Genomic DNA, 17066 nt, shown 5'->3' on the forward strand with positions numbered 1-17066 from the left:
TCCCGGACCTCACCCGAGAGGCTGGCAGGTCGGGCAGAAGTAGACCGTGCGCTCCTGCCCCTGCGGACCCTGCTGCTCGACGCGGATCCGCCCCCCGCAGCGGCGGCACGGGGCGTGGTCGCGCCGATAGACCCAGTGCCGCTCGCGCTCGCGCAGGTCGCCGGTGGTCGTCTGGATCGGACGCTCCTTGTTCACCTCGAGCATCTGTCGACCGCGCCGGATCATCCGCGGGAGCCGGTCGGCGATCTCGCCGACCGGACGCAGCGGGTGCACGCCGGACACGAAGAGCAGCTCGGCGACGTACATGTTGCCGAGCCCGGCCAGGTTGCGCTGGTCGCGCAGCGCCTCGCCGGCCGGACGCTCCGGGTCGGCGAGCAGGCGGCGCAGCGCCTCGTCGGCGTCGAAGTCGCCGAGCAGGTCCGGGCCGAGGTAGGCCACCAGTCCGGCCTCCTCGCTGCGCGGCACCAGCTCGACGACGCCGAGGGAGAAGCCGACCGCCACCACGCCCTCGGCGCGCAGCACCACGCGGGCCTGGTGCTCGGGGCGCGACCACGGCTGGCCCGGGCGGAACAGCCGCCAGGAGCCCTCCATGCGCAGGTGGGTGTGGAGCGTCCAACCCGGTCCGTCGTCGGGGTCGAGACGGGTCAGCAGGTGCTTGCCGTAGGACGCGGTGCCGCTGACGAGCGCGCCGGCGAGCTCGACCGTGGCCAGGGACGGGACGCGGAAGTCGCTGCGGGTCAGCCGTCGGCCTGCCAGCCCACGGTCGAGCAGCCGGGCGGCCCGGTAGACGGTGTCGCCCTCAGGCACGGGCGCCCCCGCGCGCCTCGGCGCGACCGTCGAGCCGCAGTCCGCGCGGGGTCGCGACGAACCCGGCGGTCTCGAGCGCCGAGCGCAGCGGCGAGGAGCCGGCGCCCAGGAGCGGCGCGCCGTCGGCCCGCTCGACGGTGAGACGCCCGAGCGCGCCACGCCCGGCCGCCTCGGCGAGCGCGGTGGCGGCCGGCACGAGCAGCGCCTCGTCGTCGGTCCAGCTCAGCAGCGTGCGGCCACCGCGCTCGACGTAGAGAGCGAGGGCGCCGTCGACGAGCACGACGAGCGCACCGGCCTTGCGCCCCGGGCGGTGCCCCTCGGCGTCGCCGGGCCGCTCGGGCCATCCGAGCGCGGCGCCGTAGGGATTGGCGGGGTCGGTGGCGGCCAGCGCGAGCGCGACGGGCTTCTCGTCGGGGCCGACCTCGCTGAAGGTGCGCAGCCGATCGACGGCGCCCGCGGTGCCGAACTGCGCGGCGCCGAGCCCGGCGACGAAGTACCCGCGACGGCAGCGGCCGGACTCCTCGAAGGCCGAGAGCACCTTGTAGACCGCCGAGAAGCCGCCCTCGACCCGCTCGCTGACCGCCGCGCCACGCACGACGACGCCGTGACGCTCGAGCATCCGCTCGGCCGTGGCGTGGGCGCGCCGCGTGGGGTCGGCGTCGACCTCCGGCAGCAGGGCCCAGCGGCCGGCGGTCTCGGGCGGCCCGGTGCGCACCGTGCGCACCGGGCGGCGTCCGCCGCCGGTGGTGGTGGAGGCCAGCCGGGGCCGCGGCGGCGGTCGCTTCGAGCGATGCGACGGGGTGCCTCCGCGCACCAGCGCGCGCAGCGGCACGAGCGTGTCGTTGCCGACGTGGCCGGCCCACACGAGCTCCCAGAGCGCGGCCGACAGCTCGGCGTCGGAGGCGCGGTGTCCGGCTGCGCCCACCTGGTCGGCGAGCTGGCGGAAGAACCAGGCGCCGCCGCCTGCGAGGGCCTCGAGCAGCGCCTGCGCGAGCTCGGAGACCGGCTGGGCGTCGGGGATCGGCAGCGTCAGCGGAGCCTGGTCGGCGAGGTGGAGGGAGACCCAGCCGTCGGCTCCGGCGAGCGTGCCGTGCCCGGCCCACAGCACCTCGCCGGTGGCGGTGAGCTCGTCGAGGAAGGCCGGCTCGTAGTCGCGCACCCGGGAGGCGAGGATCAGCGGCTCGAGCGCGCTGGCGGGCACCGCGCAGCCGGCCAGCTGATCGACCGCGGCGAGGACGCCGTCGACGCCCCACCAGCCGCGGCGCCGCGGGCCGCCGCTGGGCGCGGTCACCTGCTGCCAGGCCGGCAGGAAGCGGGCCAGCGCCTCGGGATCGACCGGCTCGACCTCCTGGCGCAGCCGGGCCAGGGAGCGGCGCCGCAGGCGGCGCAGCACCTCGGCGTCGCACCACTCGCTGCCGCTGCCGGCGGGGCGGAACTCGCCCTCGAGCACGCGGCCCTGGGAGGCCAGGCGCTGGAGGGTCATCCGCACGACGGCCGAGCCGAGGCCCAGACGGCGGGCGACGTCGGCGTCGGTGAAGGGGCCGTGGGTGCGTGCGAACCGTCCGACGAGGTCGCCGAGAGGATCCTCGACGGGATCGCTGAACGCCTCGGGCGTGCCCGGCGGCACCGGGACGCCGAGGCCGTCGCGCAGGCGGCCGACGTCCTCGACGGCAGCCCAGCGCTCCTCGCCGGCCACCCGGACCTCGACGGCTCGGCGGCTGCCGGCCAGGGCCTGGAGCCAGCCGGCGACGTCGGCGTCGGGGACGCTGCGCTCGCGCACCTCCTCGGTGCTCAGCGGGCCCAGCAGGCGCAGGAGGTCGGCGACCCCCTCGGCGTCGCGGACCCGGCGGTCGGCGGCGGTGCGCTGCAGCTCGGCCTCGAGCTCGGCGAGGACGTCGGGGTCGAGCAGCTCGCGCAGCTCGGCGCGTCCGAGCAGCTCGGCGAGCAGGCCCTGGTCGAGGGAGAGCGCGGCCGCGCGGCGCTCGGCGAGCGGGGAGTCGCCCTCGTAGACGAACTGCGCGACGTAGCCGAAGAGCAGGGTGCGGGCGAACGGCGAGGGGCTGGGCGTGGCGATGTCGGCCACCTGCACCTCGCGCCGCTCGACGCGACGCATGAGGTCGACGAGGGCGGGGAGGTCGTAGACGTCCTGGAGGCACTCGCGCACCGCCTCGAGCACGATCGGGAACGACGGGTACTTCGAGGCGACCTCGAGGAGGGCCGCCGCACGCTGCCGCTGCTGCCACAGGGGAGATCGACGGCCCGGGTCGCGGCGGGGCAGCAGCAGGGCGCGGGCCGCGCACTCGCGGAAGCGTGCGGCGAACAGCGCCGACCCGCCGACCTCCTGGGTGACGAGCTGGTCGATCTCCTCGGGGTCGAAGACGACGAGGTCGGCGCCCGGCGGCTCGGCGTCGGAGTCGGGGATGCGGATGACGATGCCGTCGTCGGAGGCCATCGCCTGACCGTCGACGCCGAGCCGCTCGCGCAGGCGGGCGTTGATGGCCAGCGCCCACGGCGCGTGCACCGGCGTGCCGTAGGGGGAGTGCAGCACCAGGCGCCAGTCGCCGAGCTCGTCGCGGAAGCGCTCGAGCAGCAGGGTGGTGTCGCCGGGCAGCACGCGCGTGGCCTCGACCTGCTCGTGCAGGTAGGTGACGAGGTTGCCGGCCGCGAACTCGTCGAGCCCGCCCTCGCGAGCGCGCGTCTCGGCCTGGCCGCGGGGGAGCGCGGCGAGCTCGCGCATGAAGGAGCCGATCGCGGCGCCGAGCTCGGCGGGACGGCCCGGCGCGTCGCCCTTCCAGAACGGCAGCCGGCCCGGGACGCCCGGCGCCGGGGTGACCAGGACGCGGTCGTGGGTGATGTCCTGGATGCGCCAGCTGGTGGCGCCGAGCGCGAAGACATCGCCGACGCGCGACTCGTAGACCATCTCCTCGTCGAGCTCGCCGACGCGCTTGCCCGGCCCCTCGGCGCCGGCGAGGAAGACGCCGAAGAGCCCGCGGTCGGGGATGGTGCCGCCGCTGGTGACGGCCAGGCGCTGGGCGCCGGGGCGCCCGGTGAGGGTGCCGGTGACGCGGTCCCAGACGATGCGCGGGCGCAGCTCGGAGAACTCGTCGGAGGGATAGCGGCCGGCGAGGAGGTCGAGCGTGGCCTCGTAGGCGGCGCGGGGCAGCCCGGAGAAGGAGGCGCAGCGGCGCACGAGGTCGAAGAGCTCGTCGACGTCCCACGACTCCAGGGCGCAGGCCGCCACCACCTGCTGGGCCAGGACGTCGAGGGGGTTGGTGGGCACCCGCAGGGACTCGATGGCGCCCGTGCGCATGCGCTGCACCGCGACGGCGGTCTGGGCGAGGTCGCCGCGGTGCTTGGGGAACAGGACGCCGCGCGAGACCTCGCCGACCTGGTGGCCGGCGCGTCCGACGCGCTGCAGCGCGCTCGCGACGCTCGGCGGCGACTCGATCTGGACGACGAGGTCGACGGCGCCCATGTCGATGCCCAGCTCGAGGCTGGAGGTCGCCACGACGGCCGGCAGCCGGCCGCGCTTGAGGTCGTCCTCGATGAGCGCGCGCTGCTCCTTGGAGACCGAGCCGTGGTGGGCCTTGGCGATGACCACCTCGTTCTCGGGGGCCGGCTCGTCGCCGCGCGGGGAGTCGGTGAGGCCGCTCTGGGCCATCTTCGCCGCGGGCGGCGCGCCGACCGGCGTGCCCCCGGCGCGGCGGGTGGCGATCTCGTTGAGGCGCGCGGTGAGCCGCTCGGAGAGGCGGCGGGAGTTGGCGAAGACGAGGGTGGAGCGGTGCTGCTCGATGAGATCGACGACGCGCTCCTCGACGTGCGGCCACAGCGACGCCGCGCGGCTGGGCTCCTCCGACGGACCGGCGTCGAAGGGGTCGAAGAGGTCGTCGGGGAGGTCGCCCGGGAGGTCGGGATCGGCGGGGGGCTCCTCGACGGCGCCCGACCGCGGCGGCGGCAGCGTCTCGGGCGCGGGCGGCGGGGAGGTCATGTCCTCGACCGGGACGACCACGCGGAGGTCCCACTGCTTGCTGGAGGCGGGGGAGACGACGTCGACCGGCGCGGTGCCGCCGAGGTAGCGGGCGACCTCCTCGAGGGGGCGGACGGTGGCGGAGAGCCCGATGCGCTGGGCGGGCCGCTCGAGCAGCGCGTCGAGCCGCTCGAGGGTGAGCGCGAGGTGCGCGCCGCGCTTGGTGCCCGCGACCGCGTGGACCTCGTCGACGATCACGGTCTCGACGCCCTGCAGCGACTCGCGCGCGGCGGAGGTGAGCATGAGGAACAGCGACTCGGGCGTGGTGATGAGGATGTCGGGGGGCCGGGTGCTGAGGCGTCGCCGGTCGGCGGCGGCGGTGTCGCCGGAGCGGACCCCGACCTCGACGTCGTTGACCTTCGTGCCGAGCCGGTCGGCGGTGTGCCGGATGCCGGCGAGCGGGGCCCGCAGGTTGCGCTCGACGTCGACGGCCAGCGCCTTGAGCGGGGAGACGTAGAGGACCCGACACCGCTGCGTGCGCTCCTCGGGGCGCGGCGCGGTGAGGAGGCGGTCGAGGGACCACAGGAACGCGCTGAGGGTCTTGCCCGAGCCGGTGGGCGCCACGACCAGCGCGTGGCGTCCGGCGCCGATCGCCTCCCAGGCCCCCTGCTGGGCGGGGGTGGGCTCGGCGAAGGCCGCGGCGAACCACGTGCGCGTGGGGTCGCTGAAGCGCTCGAGGGCCGGATGGGTCACGCCGTCATCTTGACGCACGCCGCCGACAGTCCCGCTCGCCCGTGGGGTGGGCCGGCGTCCCCGGCACGGCGTCATCCCGACCGGAGACGGCAGGATCGCGGCGGCGTCGTCGGGGTCCGGGCCAGGAGAATCGACGCCGTGAGCGCCTCGAACGAGCCCGAGCAGCCCGAGCCCGACACCGCCGACTGGACCTGGGTGCTCGACCGTCCCTGTCCCGACTGCGGCTACGACTCCTCGAGCCTGACGGCGAGGGCCGTGGCCGACCGGATCCGCGAGGACGCCGCGGCCTGGGCCCGCGTGGCCCTGTCGCCCGGCGCCGAGGTGCGGCCGGCGCCGCGGGTGTGGTCGCCCCTGGAGTACGCCTGCCACGTGCGCGACGTCCACCAGGTCTTCGCCGGGCGGGTCCGGCTGATGCTGGCGCAGGACGACCCCGCCTTCCCGAGCTGGGACCAGGACGCCACCGCGCTCGAGCGCGACTACCCCGCGACGCCGCCCGCGACCCTCGTCGAGGAGCTGCAGGCGGCGGCCGACGACGTCGCCGGCCTCTACGACGCCGTGGCCGCGGGGCCCGCGTCGGCGTGGGAGCGCACCGGGCGTCGCAGCGACGGCAGCGTCTTCACCCTGGACTCCCTGGCGCGCTACCACCTGCACGACGTCGTCCACCACCGCTGGGACGTCGAGGGACGTCGGGGGATGACGGAGGGCTGAGCCCCGCGCGGTGCGCGGCTCGCGGGGCCCGGCATCATGGGCCCATGCGGCACACGGAGTTCTGGAGCAGGCTGGAGGCCGCGCTGCCCGCGGGCTACGCTGCCACGTGGGCGCGGATGTACGTCATGAGCGAGCTCGGCGGCCGCACCGCCCAGCAGGCCCTCGATGCCGGCGTCGCGCCGAAGGAGGTCTGGGCCGCCGTCTGGCGGGCGCTGGACCTGCCGGCCACCCAGCGCTGAGCTCACCGGATCGACCCCCGCGGCCGCACCGGTCGGGTGGGCGGCGACGGGTCGACGGGTCCGGACTGGCAGGCTGACGGCCATGAGCGACCTGCGTGCGGACGTCGCCGTCATCGGCGGCACGGGCTTCTACTCCTTCCTCGACGACTACGAGGAGGTCGAGGTCGAGACGCCCTACGGCCCGCCGTCGGCGCCGATCGCGGTCGGCGAGGTCGCCGGCCGCTCGGTGGCCTTCCTCCCGCGTCACGGCCGCCACCACGACCACCCGCCGCACGCGGTGCCCTACCGCGCCAACGCGTGGGCGCTGCGCTCGCTGGGCGTGCGCCAGGTGCTCGCGCCGTGCGCCGTCGGCGGCCTGCGGGCCGAGGTGGAGCCGGGCGACGTCGTCGTCCCCGACCAGCTCGTCGATCGCACGCACCGGCGGGTCTCCAGCTTCGTCGAGACCGGCGCCGTGCACCTGCCCTTCGCCGACCCCTACTGCGCCGGCGTCGGGGGAGCGGTGCTGGCCGCCGACGCCGCGGTCGGTGGCGGCGCGAAGGCCGGCGGCACCATGGTGATCATCGAGGGCCCGCGGTTCTCCACCCGCGCGGAGTCGCGGTCCTACGCCCGGGAGGGCTGGACCCTCATCAACATGACCGGCCACCCCGAGGCGCCCCTGGCCCGCGAGATGCGGCAGTGCTACGCCGCCATCGCGCTGGTCACCGACATGGACGCCGGGGCCGAGAGCGGCGACGGCGTGGGGCAGGAGGAGGTCTTCGCCCGGTTCCGCGCGAACCTGGAGCGCCTCACGGGTCTGCTCACCGGCGCGATCGAGCGCCTCCCCGACCCCGACGGCTGCGCCTGCTCGTCGTGGGCCGAGGGCCTCGAGCTCACCTACGAGATCCCGGGGGCCTGACGTGCGGGTGCTCCTCACCGGCGCTGCCGGGTTCATCGGCGGCGCGATCGCCCGCCTCCTCGAGGCCGAGGGGCACGACGTCGTCGGCGTCGACCTCATGCTCGCGCAGGCCCACGGCTCGAGCCGGCCGCCCGAGGGCGTCCACCGGGTCGACCTGCGCGACCCCGAGCCGTGGCCAGCGCTGCTCGAGGGCGTCGACGTCGTGTGCCACCAGGCGGCGATGGTCGGAGCCGGCGTCACGCCCGCCGACCTCCCGCTCTACGCCGGCCACAACGACCTCGGCACCGCCGTCCTGCTCGCGGCGATGCACGCCGCCGGCGCGAGCCGGCTGGTGCAGGCCTCCTCGATGGTGGTCTACGGCGAGGGCCGCTACGTCTGTCCCGAGCACGGCGTCCAGGTGCCCGGCCCGCGGGCGGTCGCCGCTCTCGACGCCGGCGACTTCGAGAACCACTGCGGCGTCTGCGGCGCCGTCCTCGGGTGGGAGCTGGTCGACGAGGACGCGCGCCTGGACCCCCGCTCGTCCTACGCCGCCAGCAAGCTGGCCCAGGAGCACTACGCGAGCGCCTGGGCGCGGCAGGCCGACGCCGCGGCCATCAGCCTGCGCTACCACAACGTCTACGGCCCGGGCATGCCGCGCGACACCCCGTACTCCGGCGTCGCGGCGATGTTCCGCTCCTCCCTGGAGCGCGGCGAGCGGCCGCGGGTGTTCGAGGACGGCGCGCAGATGCGCGACTTCGTGCACGTCGACGACGTCGCCCGCGCCAACCTCGCGGCGATCGACGCGGTGCTGGCCGCCGACGGCGGGCACGTCGCGGCCTACAACGTCGCCAGCGGGAGCCCGGTGCGGATCCTCGACGTCGCCACCGCGGTGGCGGCCGGCACGGGCGCCGACCTCGAGCCCGAGGTCACCGGCGGCTATCGGCTCGGCGACGTCCGGCACATCGTCGCGTCGCCGCAGCGGGCGCGCGAGGAGCTCGGGTTCACCGCGCAGGTGCTGCCGCAGGACGGCCTGGCCGCGTTCGCGACCGCCCCGCTGCGCGCCTGAGCAGCCGGCGCGGGTCCGTCACCAGCTGGTGTAGAGCAGCTGCTGGACGCCCAGCGCCCAGACGACCTGGCCGACGAGCGCCGCCAGCCGCCAGCGAGGGTCCAGACCCGCGAGCCCGAGGGTCAGCCAGGGCATGAACGGCAGCCAGATGCGCTCGACCTCGGCCTTGCTCATCCGGGAGACGTCGGCCAGCGCGATCGCCAGGGCCGCGGCGCCGACCAGCAGCAGCACGGCGCGCTCGGTCGCCCGCGGACGGGCGGCGACCTGGGCGAGACCGGCCGCGACGAACGGCCCCGCGCTGATCAGCAGCGCGGCGAGGTTGCCCCACATCCAGTAGGACGCCGGGCGGATCGAGGCGATGCCGTCCCAGTAGCGGTCGTGCAGCACCGGGTACGCCTCCCACCAGGAGAACCCGGCGACGGCGAAGCCGAGCACCACGGCGAGGGCCGCCAGCGCCGCCACGGGCAGCGGACGCCAGGCCCGCCCCGCCAGCAGGACGGCGAGCGCGAGCAGGCCCAGCAGCGGCAGCCCGTAGCTCATCATCACCGCGGCGCCGAGCAGGAGCCCGGCGGGCACGGCCCAGAGCAGCCGCCGTCCGCCGCGGGTGGCCAGGGCCAGGCAGGCCAGACCCCAGGCGGCCACGGCCGCGAAGAGCCCGTCGGCCGAGACGGCCATGAACACCACGGCCGGCGTGAGCGCCAGGAACGGCGCCGCACGGCGTCCCCAGCCCTCGGCGCCGAGGGCGCGCAACGTCACCAGGACGGCCGGAACCACGGTGCATGCGAGCACGGTGACGACGACGCCCGCGGCGAGGTCTCCGCCGAGCCCGATCCGCACGAGCCCGACGAAGAACAGCGTCGCGAGCGGCGGATGGCCGGCCACGTGCGTGGGCCAGTTGTGGGCGGCGTCGATCGGGATCCGCTCCACGAAGCCGGTGAGGAAGGCGTGGACGTCGTCGATGGACCGTGCCGTGCCGAGGTACTCCCCGGACGAGCCCAGCACGCGGGAGAGGCCCTCGGTGCCGTCGACCAGGGCGAGGGAGAGCGCCCAGCCCAGGCAGATCGCGTAGGTCGCCACCAGCAGCCGCGGGAACGACGTGGTCTCGCTGCGACGCCACAGCCAGGTGCCGCCCAGCAGGGCGATCAGCACCGCCGGGACGGTGCCCGGGCCCAGCAGCTTCGGCTCCCACATGCCGTGCAGCGGGGGGATGGCCCGCTCGGGCAGCGAGCTCGCGCTGCGCGCCCACACCTGCCAGTCAGTCAGCGGCGGCACCGCGAAGGCGAGGACGATGAGCACCAGCGCCCCGGCCAGCCCGAGGAGCGGTGCGGTCGGGGAGAGGCGGCGTCGCATGACCCTCACCGTAGGGCGCCGCACCCCGCGGACCGCCCACCCGGGGGAGCGCGTCACCGAACCGTAAGGGCGAGACACGTGGCAGCGGCGCCGATGTTCCCTACGGTTGCCTGCGTGACACTCCCCGGCCACCCGACCCCCACATGCGACCTGGTGCTGCCCTGCCGTGACGAGGGCCCTGCGTTGCGGGACCTGCTGCCGCGGATCCCGCACGACTTCTCGGTGATCGTCGTCGACAACGGCTCGACCGACGACACCGCCGCGGTGGCCACCGCCCTCGGGGCCCAGGTCGTCAGGGAGTCGCGGCCCGGCTACGGCGCCGCCGTGCACGCGGGCGTCGAGGCGGCCACCGCCTCCTACCTGGCGGTGATGGACGGCGACGGCTCGTTCGACCCCGACGACCTCCTCCGCCTGCTCGCCGACGTCGTCGCCGGGCGCGCCGACATGGCCGTCGGTCGTCGTCGTCCGGTCTCCCGCGGCGTGTGGCCGTGGCACGCGCGGCTGGGCAACGCACTGGTCGTCGGCTGGCTGCGACGCCGCATCGACCTCCCGGCCCACGACATCGCCCCGATGCGGGTGTGCCGGCGCGAGGACCTCCTGGCCCTCGGCGTCGAGGACCGGCGCTTCGGCTACCCCGTCGAGCTGCTGCAGCGCGCGACGCTCGCCGGCTGGCGCGTCGTCGAGCACGACGTCGCCTACCATCCCCGCGCGGCCGGCACCCGCTCGAAGGTCTCCGGCTCGGTGCGCGGCACCGTGCGGGCGGCCCGCGACTTCGCCCGGGTGCTGGCATGAGCGCGGCGGACCTGCGCGTCCTGGTCGTCGCCAAGGCGCCCGTCGCGGGTCGGGTCAAGACCCGCCTCGGCGCCGACGTGGGCCTCGAGACCGCCGCCGGGCTGGCCGCGGCGGCCCTCGCCGACACGCTCGCGGCCGCGGCTGCCCTCGTCGGCCCGACGCGCTGCCACCTCAGCCTCGAGGGCGACCTCGCGGGCGCCGACGTCGTCGACGGCGCCGAGCTGCGCGCCCTGGCCGAGGGCTGGACGATCACGGCCCAGCGCGGCGAGCTGCTCGGCGAGCGGCTCGCCCACGCCCACGCCGCCTGCGGTGCCGGCCCGATCGTCCAGGTCGGCATGGACACCCCCCAGGTCACCCCGGGGCTCCTGGCGGCCGTCGCCGACGGGCTCGCGGACGCCGACGCGGTGCTCGCCCCCGCCGCCGACGGCGGCTGGTGGGCCCTGGCCCTGCGCGATCCCGCGCAGGCCGCCTCGCTGGTCGACGTCCCGATGTCGACCCCCACCACGGGCGCCGACACCGCAGCCGCGCTGCGAGCGGCCGGTCTGCAGGTGGCCGACGGCCCCGAGCTGGCCGACGTCGACACCGTCGTCGAGGCCGCCGAGGTGGCCGCGCTCGCTCCTGACACGCGCTTCGCCTCCGCCTGGCGCGCCTGCTCCTCCGAGACCGAGGCGATGATGCGATGACCGTCCAGCGCGAGACCTCCTTCACCGACGTCTTCTCCGCCGCGCTGCGCGGCGTCCCGTGCGACGTCGTCGGCCTGCCGTCGGGCGTCGAGGCCCTGCCGGTCCAGGAGTGGGTGCGCGAGCCCGACGCCGTCGACCTCGCGTTGCTGCGCCGCTGCGTCGGCTCGACCCTCGACGTCGGCTGCGGCCCGGGCCGGCTGGCCGCGACGCTCGCCGCCGAGGGACGCGCCGTGCTCGGCGTCGACGTCGTGCACGAGGCCGTGGAGCAGACGCGTCGACGCGGCGCCGAGGCCCTGCTCGGCGACGTCTTCGCCGCGATCCCCGGCGAGGGCACCTGGGACACCGTGCTGCTCGCCGACGGCAACATCGGCATCGGCGGCGATCCGGTTGCGCTGCTGACCCGCGCCGCGGAGCTGGCGAGCCCGGACGGCCGGATCGTCGTCGAGCTCGCGCCGCGCGGGGTGAAGGCCCACACCACCTGGGCCCACCTCGTCGGCGACGACATGCGCAGCCGCCCGTTCCGCTGGGCGGTGCTGGGGCTCGACGACATCGCCGCCGTGGCCGAGGAGGCCGGGCTGCAGGTGCGGGAGCGGGTGGCCCTGGGCGGTCGCTGGGCCGCTGTGCTGGTGCGGCGATGAGGCCGCGCCCGCCCGCCCCGGAGGACTTCGACTCGCGGCTGCGCGGCCTGGCCGTCACCGCCCGCGTCGGCACCTGGCTGGGCGTCTGCTTCCTGCTCGCCTTCGTCACCGGCGTCGTCAGCCACTGGGCGCAGGAGCCGCGGCCGCCGATCCCGTTCCCGACCCAGCCGTCCTGGGGCTACCGCCTCAACCAGGGCGTCCACGTCGTCTCCGGCACGGCGGCCGTCCCGCTGCTGCTGGTCAAGCTCTGGTCGGTCTACCCGCAGCTGTTCCGGCGCCCGGCCCGTGGCTGGCGGGCGCTGGCTCTCGACGTCGCCGAGCGCGGCTCGATCGCGGTGCTGGTCTCGGCCGCGATCTTCCAGCTGGTCACCGGTCTGCAGAACGTCACCCACTGGTACCCCTGGTCCTTCTCCTTCCGCCCCGTGCACGACGCCGTCGGCTGGCTGGCGATCGGCGCCCTCGTGCTGCACGTCGCCGTGAAGCTGCCGCTGATCCGCGCGGCTCTCGGCGCCGACGTCGACGCCGCGCACGGCGACGAGCCCGGCCCGCCCACCGGACGCGAGCCGCTGTCGCGCCGCGGCCTGCTGCGCGTCACCTGGGTCGCCACGAGCGTCGCGGTCCTCGCCACGGCGGGTGGCACGATCCCGTGGCTGCGCCGCGTCTCGGTGCTCGCGCCGCGCTCGGGGGAGGGACCGCAGGGCCTGCCGGTCAACCGCTCGGCCCGCGCGGCGGGCGTCACGGCTGCGGCGGTCACGGGCGCCTGGACGCTCACCGTGCGCCACGCCGGTCGCGAGACCGTGCTCACCCGCGACGACCTCCTCGCCCTGCCGCAGCGCACCGAGCGGCTGCCGATCGCCTGCGTCGAGGGCTGGAGCGCCCAGGCCACCTGGACCGGCGTCCGCGTCCGCGACCTGCTCGACCTCGTCGAGGCGCCCCGCGGCCGGGAGGTCGTCGTCGACTCCCTCCAGACGCGCGGCGCCTTCGCCACCACCCTCCTGCCCGGCCAGTTCGCCGACGACGACCGCACACTGCTGGCCCTGAGGCTCGACGGCGAGACCCTCGCGCTCGACCACGGCTATCCGGCGCGCCTGATCGCCCCGAACCGACCGGGCGTCCTGCAGACCAAGTGGGTCCGCAGCCTGGAGGTGCGCGCATGAGGCCCGATCCGCTCCGTCTCCTGCTCGGCGCGCTCGGCGTCGCCGGCATCGCCTGGGGCGCCTGGCTGCTGCTCGACGGGCAGGACCTCGAGGTCCTGATCCGGGTGGCGCTGTGGCTCGCCGGCGGCGTCGTGCTGCACGACGCCGTCCTCGCGCCGCTCGTCGTCGTCCTCGGCGCCGGCGCGGTGCGGGTGCCGCGCGCGGTGCGCGGGGTCGGCGCGCGGGTGCTGGTGGTGCTCGGCTCGGTGACGCTGCTGGCGATCCCGGTGCTGCTCTCGCGCGGGGAGTCCTACGACGTCGCGAACCGGACGGTCCTCGACCGCCCCTACGGCCAGGGCTGGCTCATCGTCGCGGCCCTCGTGGTCCTCGGCGCGGTGCTGGCCGAGGTGGTAGGCCGGCGTCGCGCGCTCGTCGCCGGGGAGCCCGACGCCGGGGTCGGGCCCGAGCCCGCGTCGTGACCGGCGCGCGGGTGCTGGTCGTCGACGACGACGTCACGGTGCGGGAGGTCGTCGTCTCCTACCTGCGCGCGCACGGTCACGACGTCCTGGAGGCCGGCGACGGCCACGGCGCCCTGGCCGGGGTCCGCGACCACCGGCCCGACCTCGTCGTCCTCGACCTCATGCTGCCCGACGTCGACGGCCTCGAGGTGCTCCGCCGGCTGCGCGCCGAGGGGAGCCCCGTCGCGGTCGTGCTGCTCACCGCCCTGGGCTCCGAGCCCGACCGCGTCGCCGGCCTCGAGGTCGGCGCCGACGACTACGTCACCAAGCCGTTCAGCCCGCGCGAGCTCGCGCTGCGCGTCGACTCCGTGCTGCGCCGCACCGGCGTCGGTCCGGCCGTCTCGGAGGGACCGCTGGTCGACGGCGACCTCGTGCTCGACCCCGCCGCGCGCACCGTCGTGCTCGGCGGCCGCGAGCTCGGCCTCACCCAGCGCGAGTTCGAGCTCCTGCGCCACCTGATGGCCCACCCCGACGTCGCCTACGGCCGCGACGACCTGCTGCGCGAGGTGTGGGGCTGGTCGGTCGGCGACCACTCCACCGTCACCGTCCACGTCCGCCGGCTGCGGGAGAAGGTCGAGGTCGATCCTCGACGCCCGCGACGGCTGCTCACGGTCTGGGGCGTCGGCTACCGCTGGCATCCCTCCGCCGCGCAGGTGCCGGAGCGGGCCCGATGACGCCCGACGAGGTGCAGATCGTCGGCGTCGCGGCCGGCGCCGCGCTGGCCGTCGGCGTGCTGGGCCTGCTCGTGGCGCGCCTGCTGCGGCGGCGGTCCCTGCGCTGGCAGCTCGCCCTGGTGGCGGTCGTCGCGGTCGGCGGCGTGCTCGCCGGCGTGCTGGCGATCGCGCGCCTGATGTTCCTCTCCTCCCACGACCTCCACGTCGTCACCACGGTCGCGCTGGTCGGCGGCGTCGTCGCGGTCGTCGTCGCGATCCTGCTGGGCCTCACCACGACCCGCCGCTCCGAGGCGCTGCGCGAGGACGTCCGCCGCGTCGGCCTCGGGCTCGCGCCGCGACCGTCGGTCTCCGACGACGCCCCGGCGGAGCTGCGCGCCCTCTCCACGGAGCTCGAGCTGGCCCGCGCCCGCCTGGACGAGGCCCGCGAGCGCGAGCGGCGCCTGGAGGACGCGCGACGGGAGGTCGTCGCGTGGGTCTCCCACGACCTCCGCACCCCGCTGGCGGGGATCCGGGCGATGGCCGAGGCCATCGACGACGGCCTCGCGCCCGATCCCACCCGCTACCGCCGGCAGATCGTCGCGGAGGTCGACCGCGTCGTGATGATGGTCGACGACCTCTTCGAGCTCTCCCGGATCCACGCCGGGACCTGGCGCCCGCGGCCCGAGCACCTCGACCTCGCCGACCTCGTCAGCGACGCCCTGGCGACGGCCGAGGCCGCGGCCTCGGCGCGGGGCGTGCGGCTGAGCGGCGCGGTGCCCGATGGCACGGAGGTCGCGGCCGACGCCGCGGGACTGGCCCGGGTGCTCGACAACCTCGTCGCCAACGCCGTGCGCCACTGCGAGCCGGGAGGCACGGTGGAGGTGCGGGCCCGCGAGGAGGGCGACGACGTCCACCTCGACGTGCTCGACGCCTGCGGCGGCATCCCCGACGACGAGCTGGCGCGGGTCTTCGAGCCCGGCTGGCGCGGCGCCCAGGCCCGGCCGGCGGGGGAGGCCGGCACCGCCGGCGCGGGGCTCGGTCTCGCGATCGTGCAGGGCATCGTCGAGGCCCACCGCGGCAGCGTGGCCCTGGTCAACCGCGGACCCGGCTGCCAGGTCACCGTCCGGCTTCCCCTCGTCCCGACGTCCTGACCGGACGGGCTAGCCTCGGCCGATGACCTCGGGACAGACCACCTTCGCCCGCCTCCATCACGTGCAGCTGGCCATCCCGGCCGGCGGTGAGGACGAGTGCCGCGCCTTCTGGGGCGGGCTGCTCGGCTTCGAGGAGCTTCCGAAGCCGCCGGTGCTCGCGGCGCGGGGCGGATGCTGGTTCCGCGCCGGCGGCGTCGAGGTGCACCTCGGCGTCGAGGCGGACTTCGCGCCCGCCCGCAAGGCGCATCCCGGCATCGAGGTCCGCGGCCTCGACGCGCTCGCCGCGCGGCTGGCCGAGGCCGGCCGGCCCGTGGTGCCCGACGGCGAGCTGCCGGGTCATCGGCGCTTCTACGTCGACGACCCGTTCGGCAACCGGCTGGAGCTCCTGGAGCCGCTCGAGACGCCTCAGCCGCTGGAGACCGGGGCCGTCTGAGCCCTCTCGGCGTGTCGGCGTGTCCTGCCTCGCTTCGAACGGGTGTTCGGGCTAGATTCTGTCCACAGGCGACGTGCCGACGCCCTCCTCCCCAGATCCGATCCGGGGGCTCGGAGACTGTCGGCGGTCTGACCTAGCGTCCTTCACGACGACACGACAGACCCCGACGGGCGGCACCGCCCGACACATCGACGAGGAGACACCATGGCAGGCGGAGATCGCGAGAAGGCCCTCGAGGCGGCGCTCGCTGGCATCGAGAAGCAGTTCGGCAAGGGCTCGATCATGCGGCTGGGCGACGACACCCGCGCCCCGCTGGAGATCATCCCCACCGGGGCCATCTCGCTCGACATCGCGCTCGGCATCGGCGGCCTGCCCCGCGGCCGCGTCGTCGAGATCTACGGCCCGGAGTCCTCCGGAAAGACCACCGTCGCGCTGCACGCCGTCGCCAGCGCCCAGCGCGCCGGCGGCCTGGTGGCCTTCATCGACGCCGAGCACGCGCTCGACCCCGAGTACGCCAAGGCGCTCGGCGTCGACACCGACTCGCTGCTGGTCTCCCAGCCCGACTCCGGCGAGCAGGCGCTCGAGATCGCCGACATGCTGATCCGCTCCGGCGCGCTCTCGCTCATCGTCATCGACTCCGTGGCCGCCCTGGTGCCCCGCGCCGAGATCGAGGGCGAGATGGGCGACAGCCACGTCGGCCTCCAGGCCCGTCTCATGAGCCAGGCGCTGCGCAAGATGACCGGTGCCCTCAACAACTCCGGCACCACCGCGATCTTCATCAACCAGCTGCGCGAGAAGATCGGCGTCATGTTCGGCTCGCCCGAGACCACCACCGGTGGTCGCGCGCTGAAGTTCTACTCCTCGGTCCGCCTCGACGTGCGCCGCATCGAGACGCTCAAGGACGGCACCGACATGGTCGGCAACCGCACCCGCGTCAAGGTCGTGAAGAACAAGGTCGCCCCGCCGTTCAAGCAGGCCGAGTTCGACATCATGTACGGCAAGGGCATCAGCCGCGAGGGCGGCCTCATCGACGTCGGCGTCGAGGCGGGCATCGTCCGCAAGGCCGGCGCCTGGTACACCTACGACGGCGACCAGCTCGGCCAGGGCAAGGAGAACGCGCGCAACTTCCTGCGCGACAACCCCGACCTCGCCAACGAGCTGGAGAAGAAGATCCTCGAGAAGCTCGGCATCGGGGCCACCGTCGACAACGACGAGTTCGCGGGCCTGCCCGACGAGCCCATCGGCGTCGGCGACTTCTGAGGGTCGCGCCTGTGAGCAGTGCCGGCCGTCGCGACGCC

Annotated in this window: 16 protein-coding genes; 13 read left to right on the forward strand and 3 right to left on the reverse strand. The window is 75.9% G+C overall.

Going from position 1 to position 17066, the window contains the following annotated elements:
* Positions 1-9: 9 nt before the first annotated feature.
* Both ACZDWJ_RS16225 and ACZDWJ_RS16230 read right to left on the reverse strand, forming a co-directional pair.
* Positions 10-807 (reverse strand): DNA-formamidopyrimidine glycosylase family protein, encoded by a 798-nt coding sequence (locus ACZDWJ_RS16225; protein WP_463522551.1) that lies wholly within the window; start codon positions 805-807, stop codon positions 10-12.
* Positions 800-5527: an Lhr family helicase gene (locus ACZDWJ_RS16230; protein ID WP_463522553.1), complete on the reverse strand. Its 4728-nt coding sequence runs from the start codon at positions 5525-5527 to the stop codon at positions 800-802. The genes ACZDWJ_RS16225 and ACZDWJ_RS16230 overlap by 8 nt, the downstream gene beginning before the upstream one ends.
* 138 nt (positions 5528-5665) lie before the next feature.
* On the opposite strand from ACZDWJ_RS16230, the gene ACZDWJ_RS16235 reads away from it, so the two are divergent.
* The 4 genes from ACZDWJ_RS16235 to ACZDWJ_RS16250 all read left to right on the forward strand — a co-directional run bounded on the left by ACZDWJ_RS16235 (position 5666) and on the right by ACZDWJ_RS16250 (position 8414).
* A complete protein-coding gene (locus tag ACZDWJ_RS16235; protein WP_463522555.1) occupies positions 5666-6235 on the forward strand; it encodes a DinB family protein in 570 nt (189 codons plus the stop codon).
* Positions 6236-6279: 44 nt separating this feature from the next.
* Complete coding sequence (locus tag ACZDWJ_RS16240; RefSeq protein ID WP_463522557.1) at positions 6280-6474, forward strand: DUF3046 domain-containing protein; 195 nt, start codon at positions 6280-6282, stop codon at positions 6472-6474.
* A gap of 82 nt (positions 6475-6556) precedes the next feature.
* The gene (locus ACZDWJ_RS16245; protein WP_463522559.1) at positions 6557-7369 is read left to right on the forward strand and encodes an S-methyl-5'-thioadenosine phosphorylase; all 813 of its coding nucleotides are present in this window, start codon (positions 6557-6559) and stop codon (positions 7367-7369) included.
* Between the two features lies 1 nt (position 7370).
* Positions 7371-8414 (forward strand): NAD-dependent epimerase/dehydratase family protein, encoded by a 1044-nt coding sequence (locus ACZDWJ_RS16250; RefSeq protein ID WP_463522561.1) that lies wholly within the window; start codon positions 7371-7373, stop codon positions 8412-8414.
* Between the two features lie 18 nt (positions 8415-8432).
* On the opposite strand, the gene ACZDWJ_RS16255 is transcribed toward ACZDWJ_RS16250, so the two are convergent.
* Complete coding sequence (locus tag ACZDWJ_RS16255) at positions 8433-9764, reverse strand: hypothetical protein (protein ID WP_463522563.1); 1332 nt, start codon at positions 9762-9764, stop codon at positions 8433-8435.
* Positions 9765-9878: 114 nt separating this feature from the next.
* Between ACZDWJ_RS16255 and ACZDWJ_RS16260 the strand changes: the two genes are divergently transcribed.
* The 9 genes from ACZDWJ_RS16260 to recA all read left to right on the forward strand — a co-directional run bounded on the left by ACZDWJ_RS16260 (position 9879) and on the right by recA (position 17028).
* Positions 9879-10556, forward strand: coding sequence for a glycosyltransferase family 2 protein (locus tag ACZDWJ_RS16260; RefSeq protein ID WP_463522565.1), 678 nt, complete (start codon positions 9879-9881; stop codon positions 10554-10556).
* The gene (locus ACZDWJ_RS16265; protein WP_463522567.1) at positions 10553-11239 is read left to right on the forward strand and encodes a TIGR04282 family arsenosugar biosynthesis glycosyltransferase; all 687 of its coding nucleotides are present in this window, start codon (positions 10553-10555) and stop codon (positions 11237-11239) included. Before ACZDWJ_RS16260 ends, ACZDWJ_RS16265 begins: the two co-directional genes overlap by 4 nt.
* On the forward strand, positions 11236-11877 hold the full coding sequence (locus ACZDWJ_RS16270; protein WP_463522569.1) for a class I SAM-dependent methyltransferase: 642 nt from the start codon (positions 11236-11238) through the stop codon (positions 11875-11877). The genes ACZDWJ_RS16265 and ACZDWJ_RS16270 overlap by 4 nt, the downstream gene beginning before the upstream one ends.
* Complete coding sequence (locus ACZDWJ_RS16275) at positions 11874-13034, forward strand: molybdopterin-dependent oxidoreductase (protein ID WP_463522571.1); 1161 nt, start codon at positions 11874-11876, stop codon at positions 13032-13034. Before ACZDWJ_RS16270 ends, ACZDWJ_RS16275 begins: the two co-directional genes overlap by 4 nt.
* On the forward strand, positions 13031-13492 hold the full coding sequence (locus tag ACZDWJ_RS16280) for a hypothetical protein (protein WP_463522573.1): 462 nt from the start codon (positions 13031-13033) through the stop codon (positions 13490-13492). The genes ACZDWJ_RS16275 and ACZDWJ_RS16280 overlap by 4 nt, the downstream gene beginning before the upstream one ends.
* Positions 13489-14205, forward strand: coding sequence for a response regulator transcription factor (locus ACZDWJ_RS16285; RefSeq protein WP_463522575.1), 717 nt, complete (start codon positions 13489-13491; stop codon positions 14203-14205). The genes ACZDWJ_RS16280 and ACZDWJ_RS16285 overlap by 4 nt, the downstream gene beginning before the upstream one ends.
* Positions 14202-15335 carry a sensor histidine kinase gene (locus tag ACZDWJ_RS16290; RefSeq protein ID WP_463522577.1) on the forward strand — a complete coding sequence of 378 codons (1134 nt, stop codon included), beginning with the start codon at positions 14202-14204 and terminating at the stop codon, positions 15333-15335. Before ACZDWJ_RS16285 ends, ACZDWJ_RS16290 begins: the two co-directional genes overlap by 4 nt.
* 22 nt (positions 15336-15357) lie before the next feature.
* Complete coding sequence (locus ACZDWJ_RS16295; protein ID WP_463522579.1) at positions 15358-15768, forward strand: VOC family protein; 411 nt, start codon at positions 15358-15360, stop codon at positions 15766-15768.
* A 204-nt stretch (positions 15769-15972) separates the two neighbouring features.
* Positions 15973-17028, forward strand: a complete 1056-nt coding sequence (recA, locus tag ACZDWJ_RS16300) for a recombinase RecA (RefSeq protein WP_463522581.1) — start codon at positions 15973-15975, stop codon at positions 17026-17028.
* Positions 17029-17066: the final 38 nt, after the last annotated feature.

It is taken from the genome of Nocardioides sp. B129/18 (genome assembly GCF_055282735.1).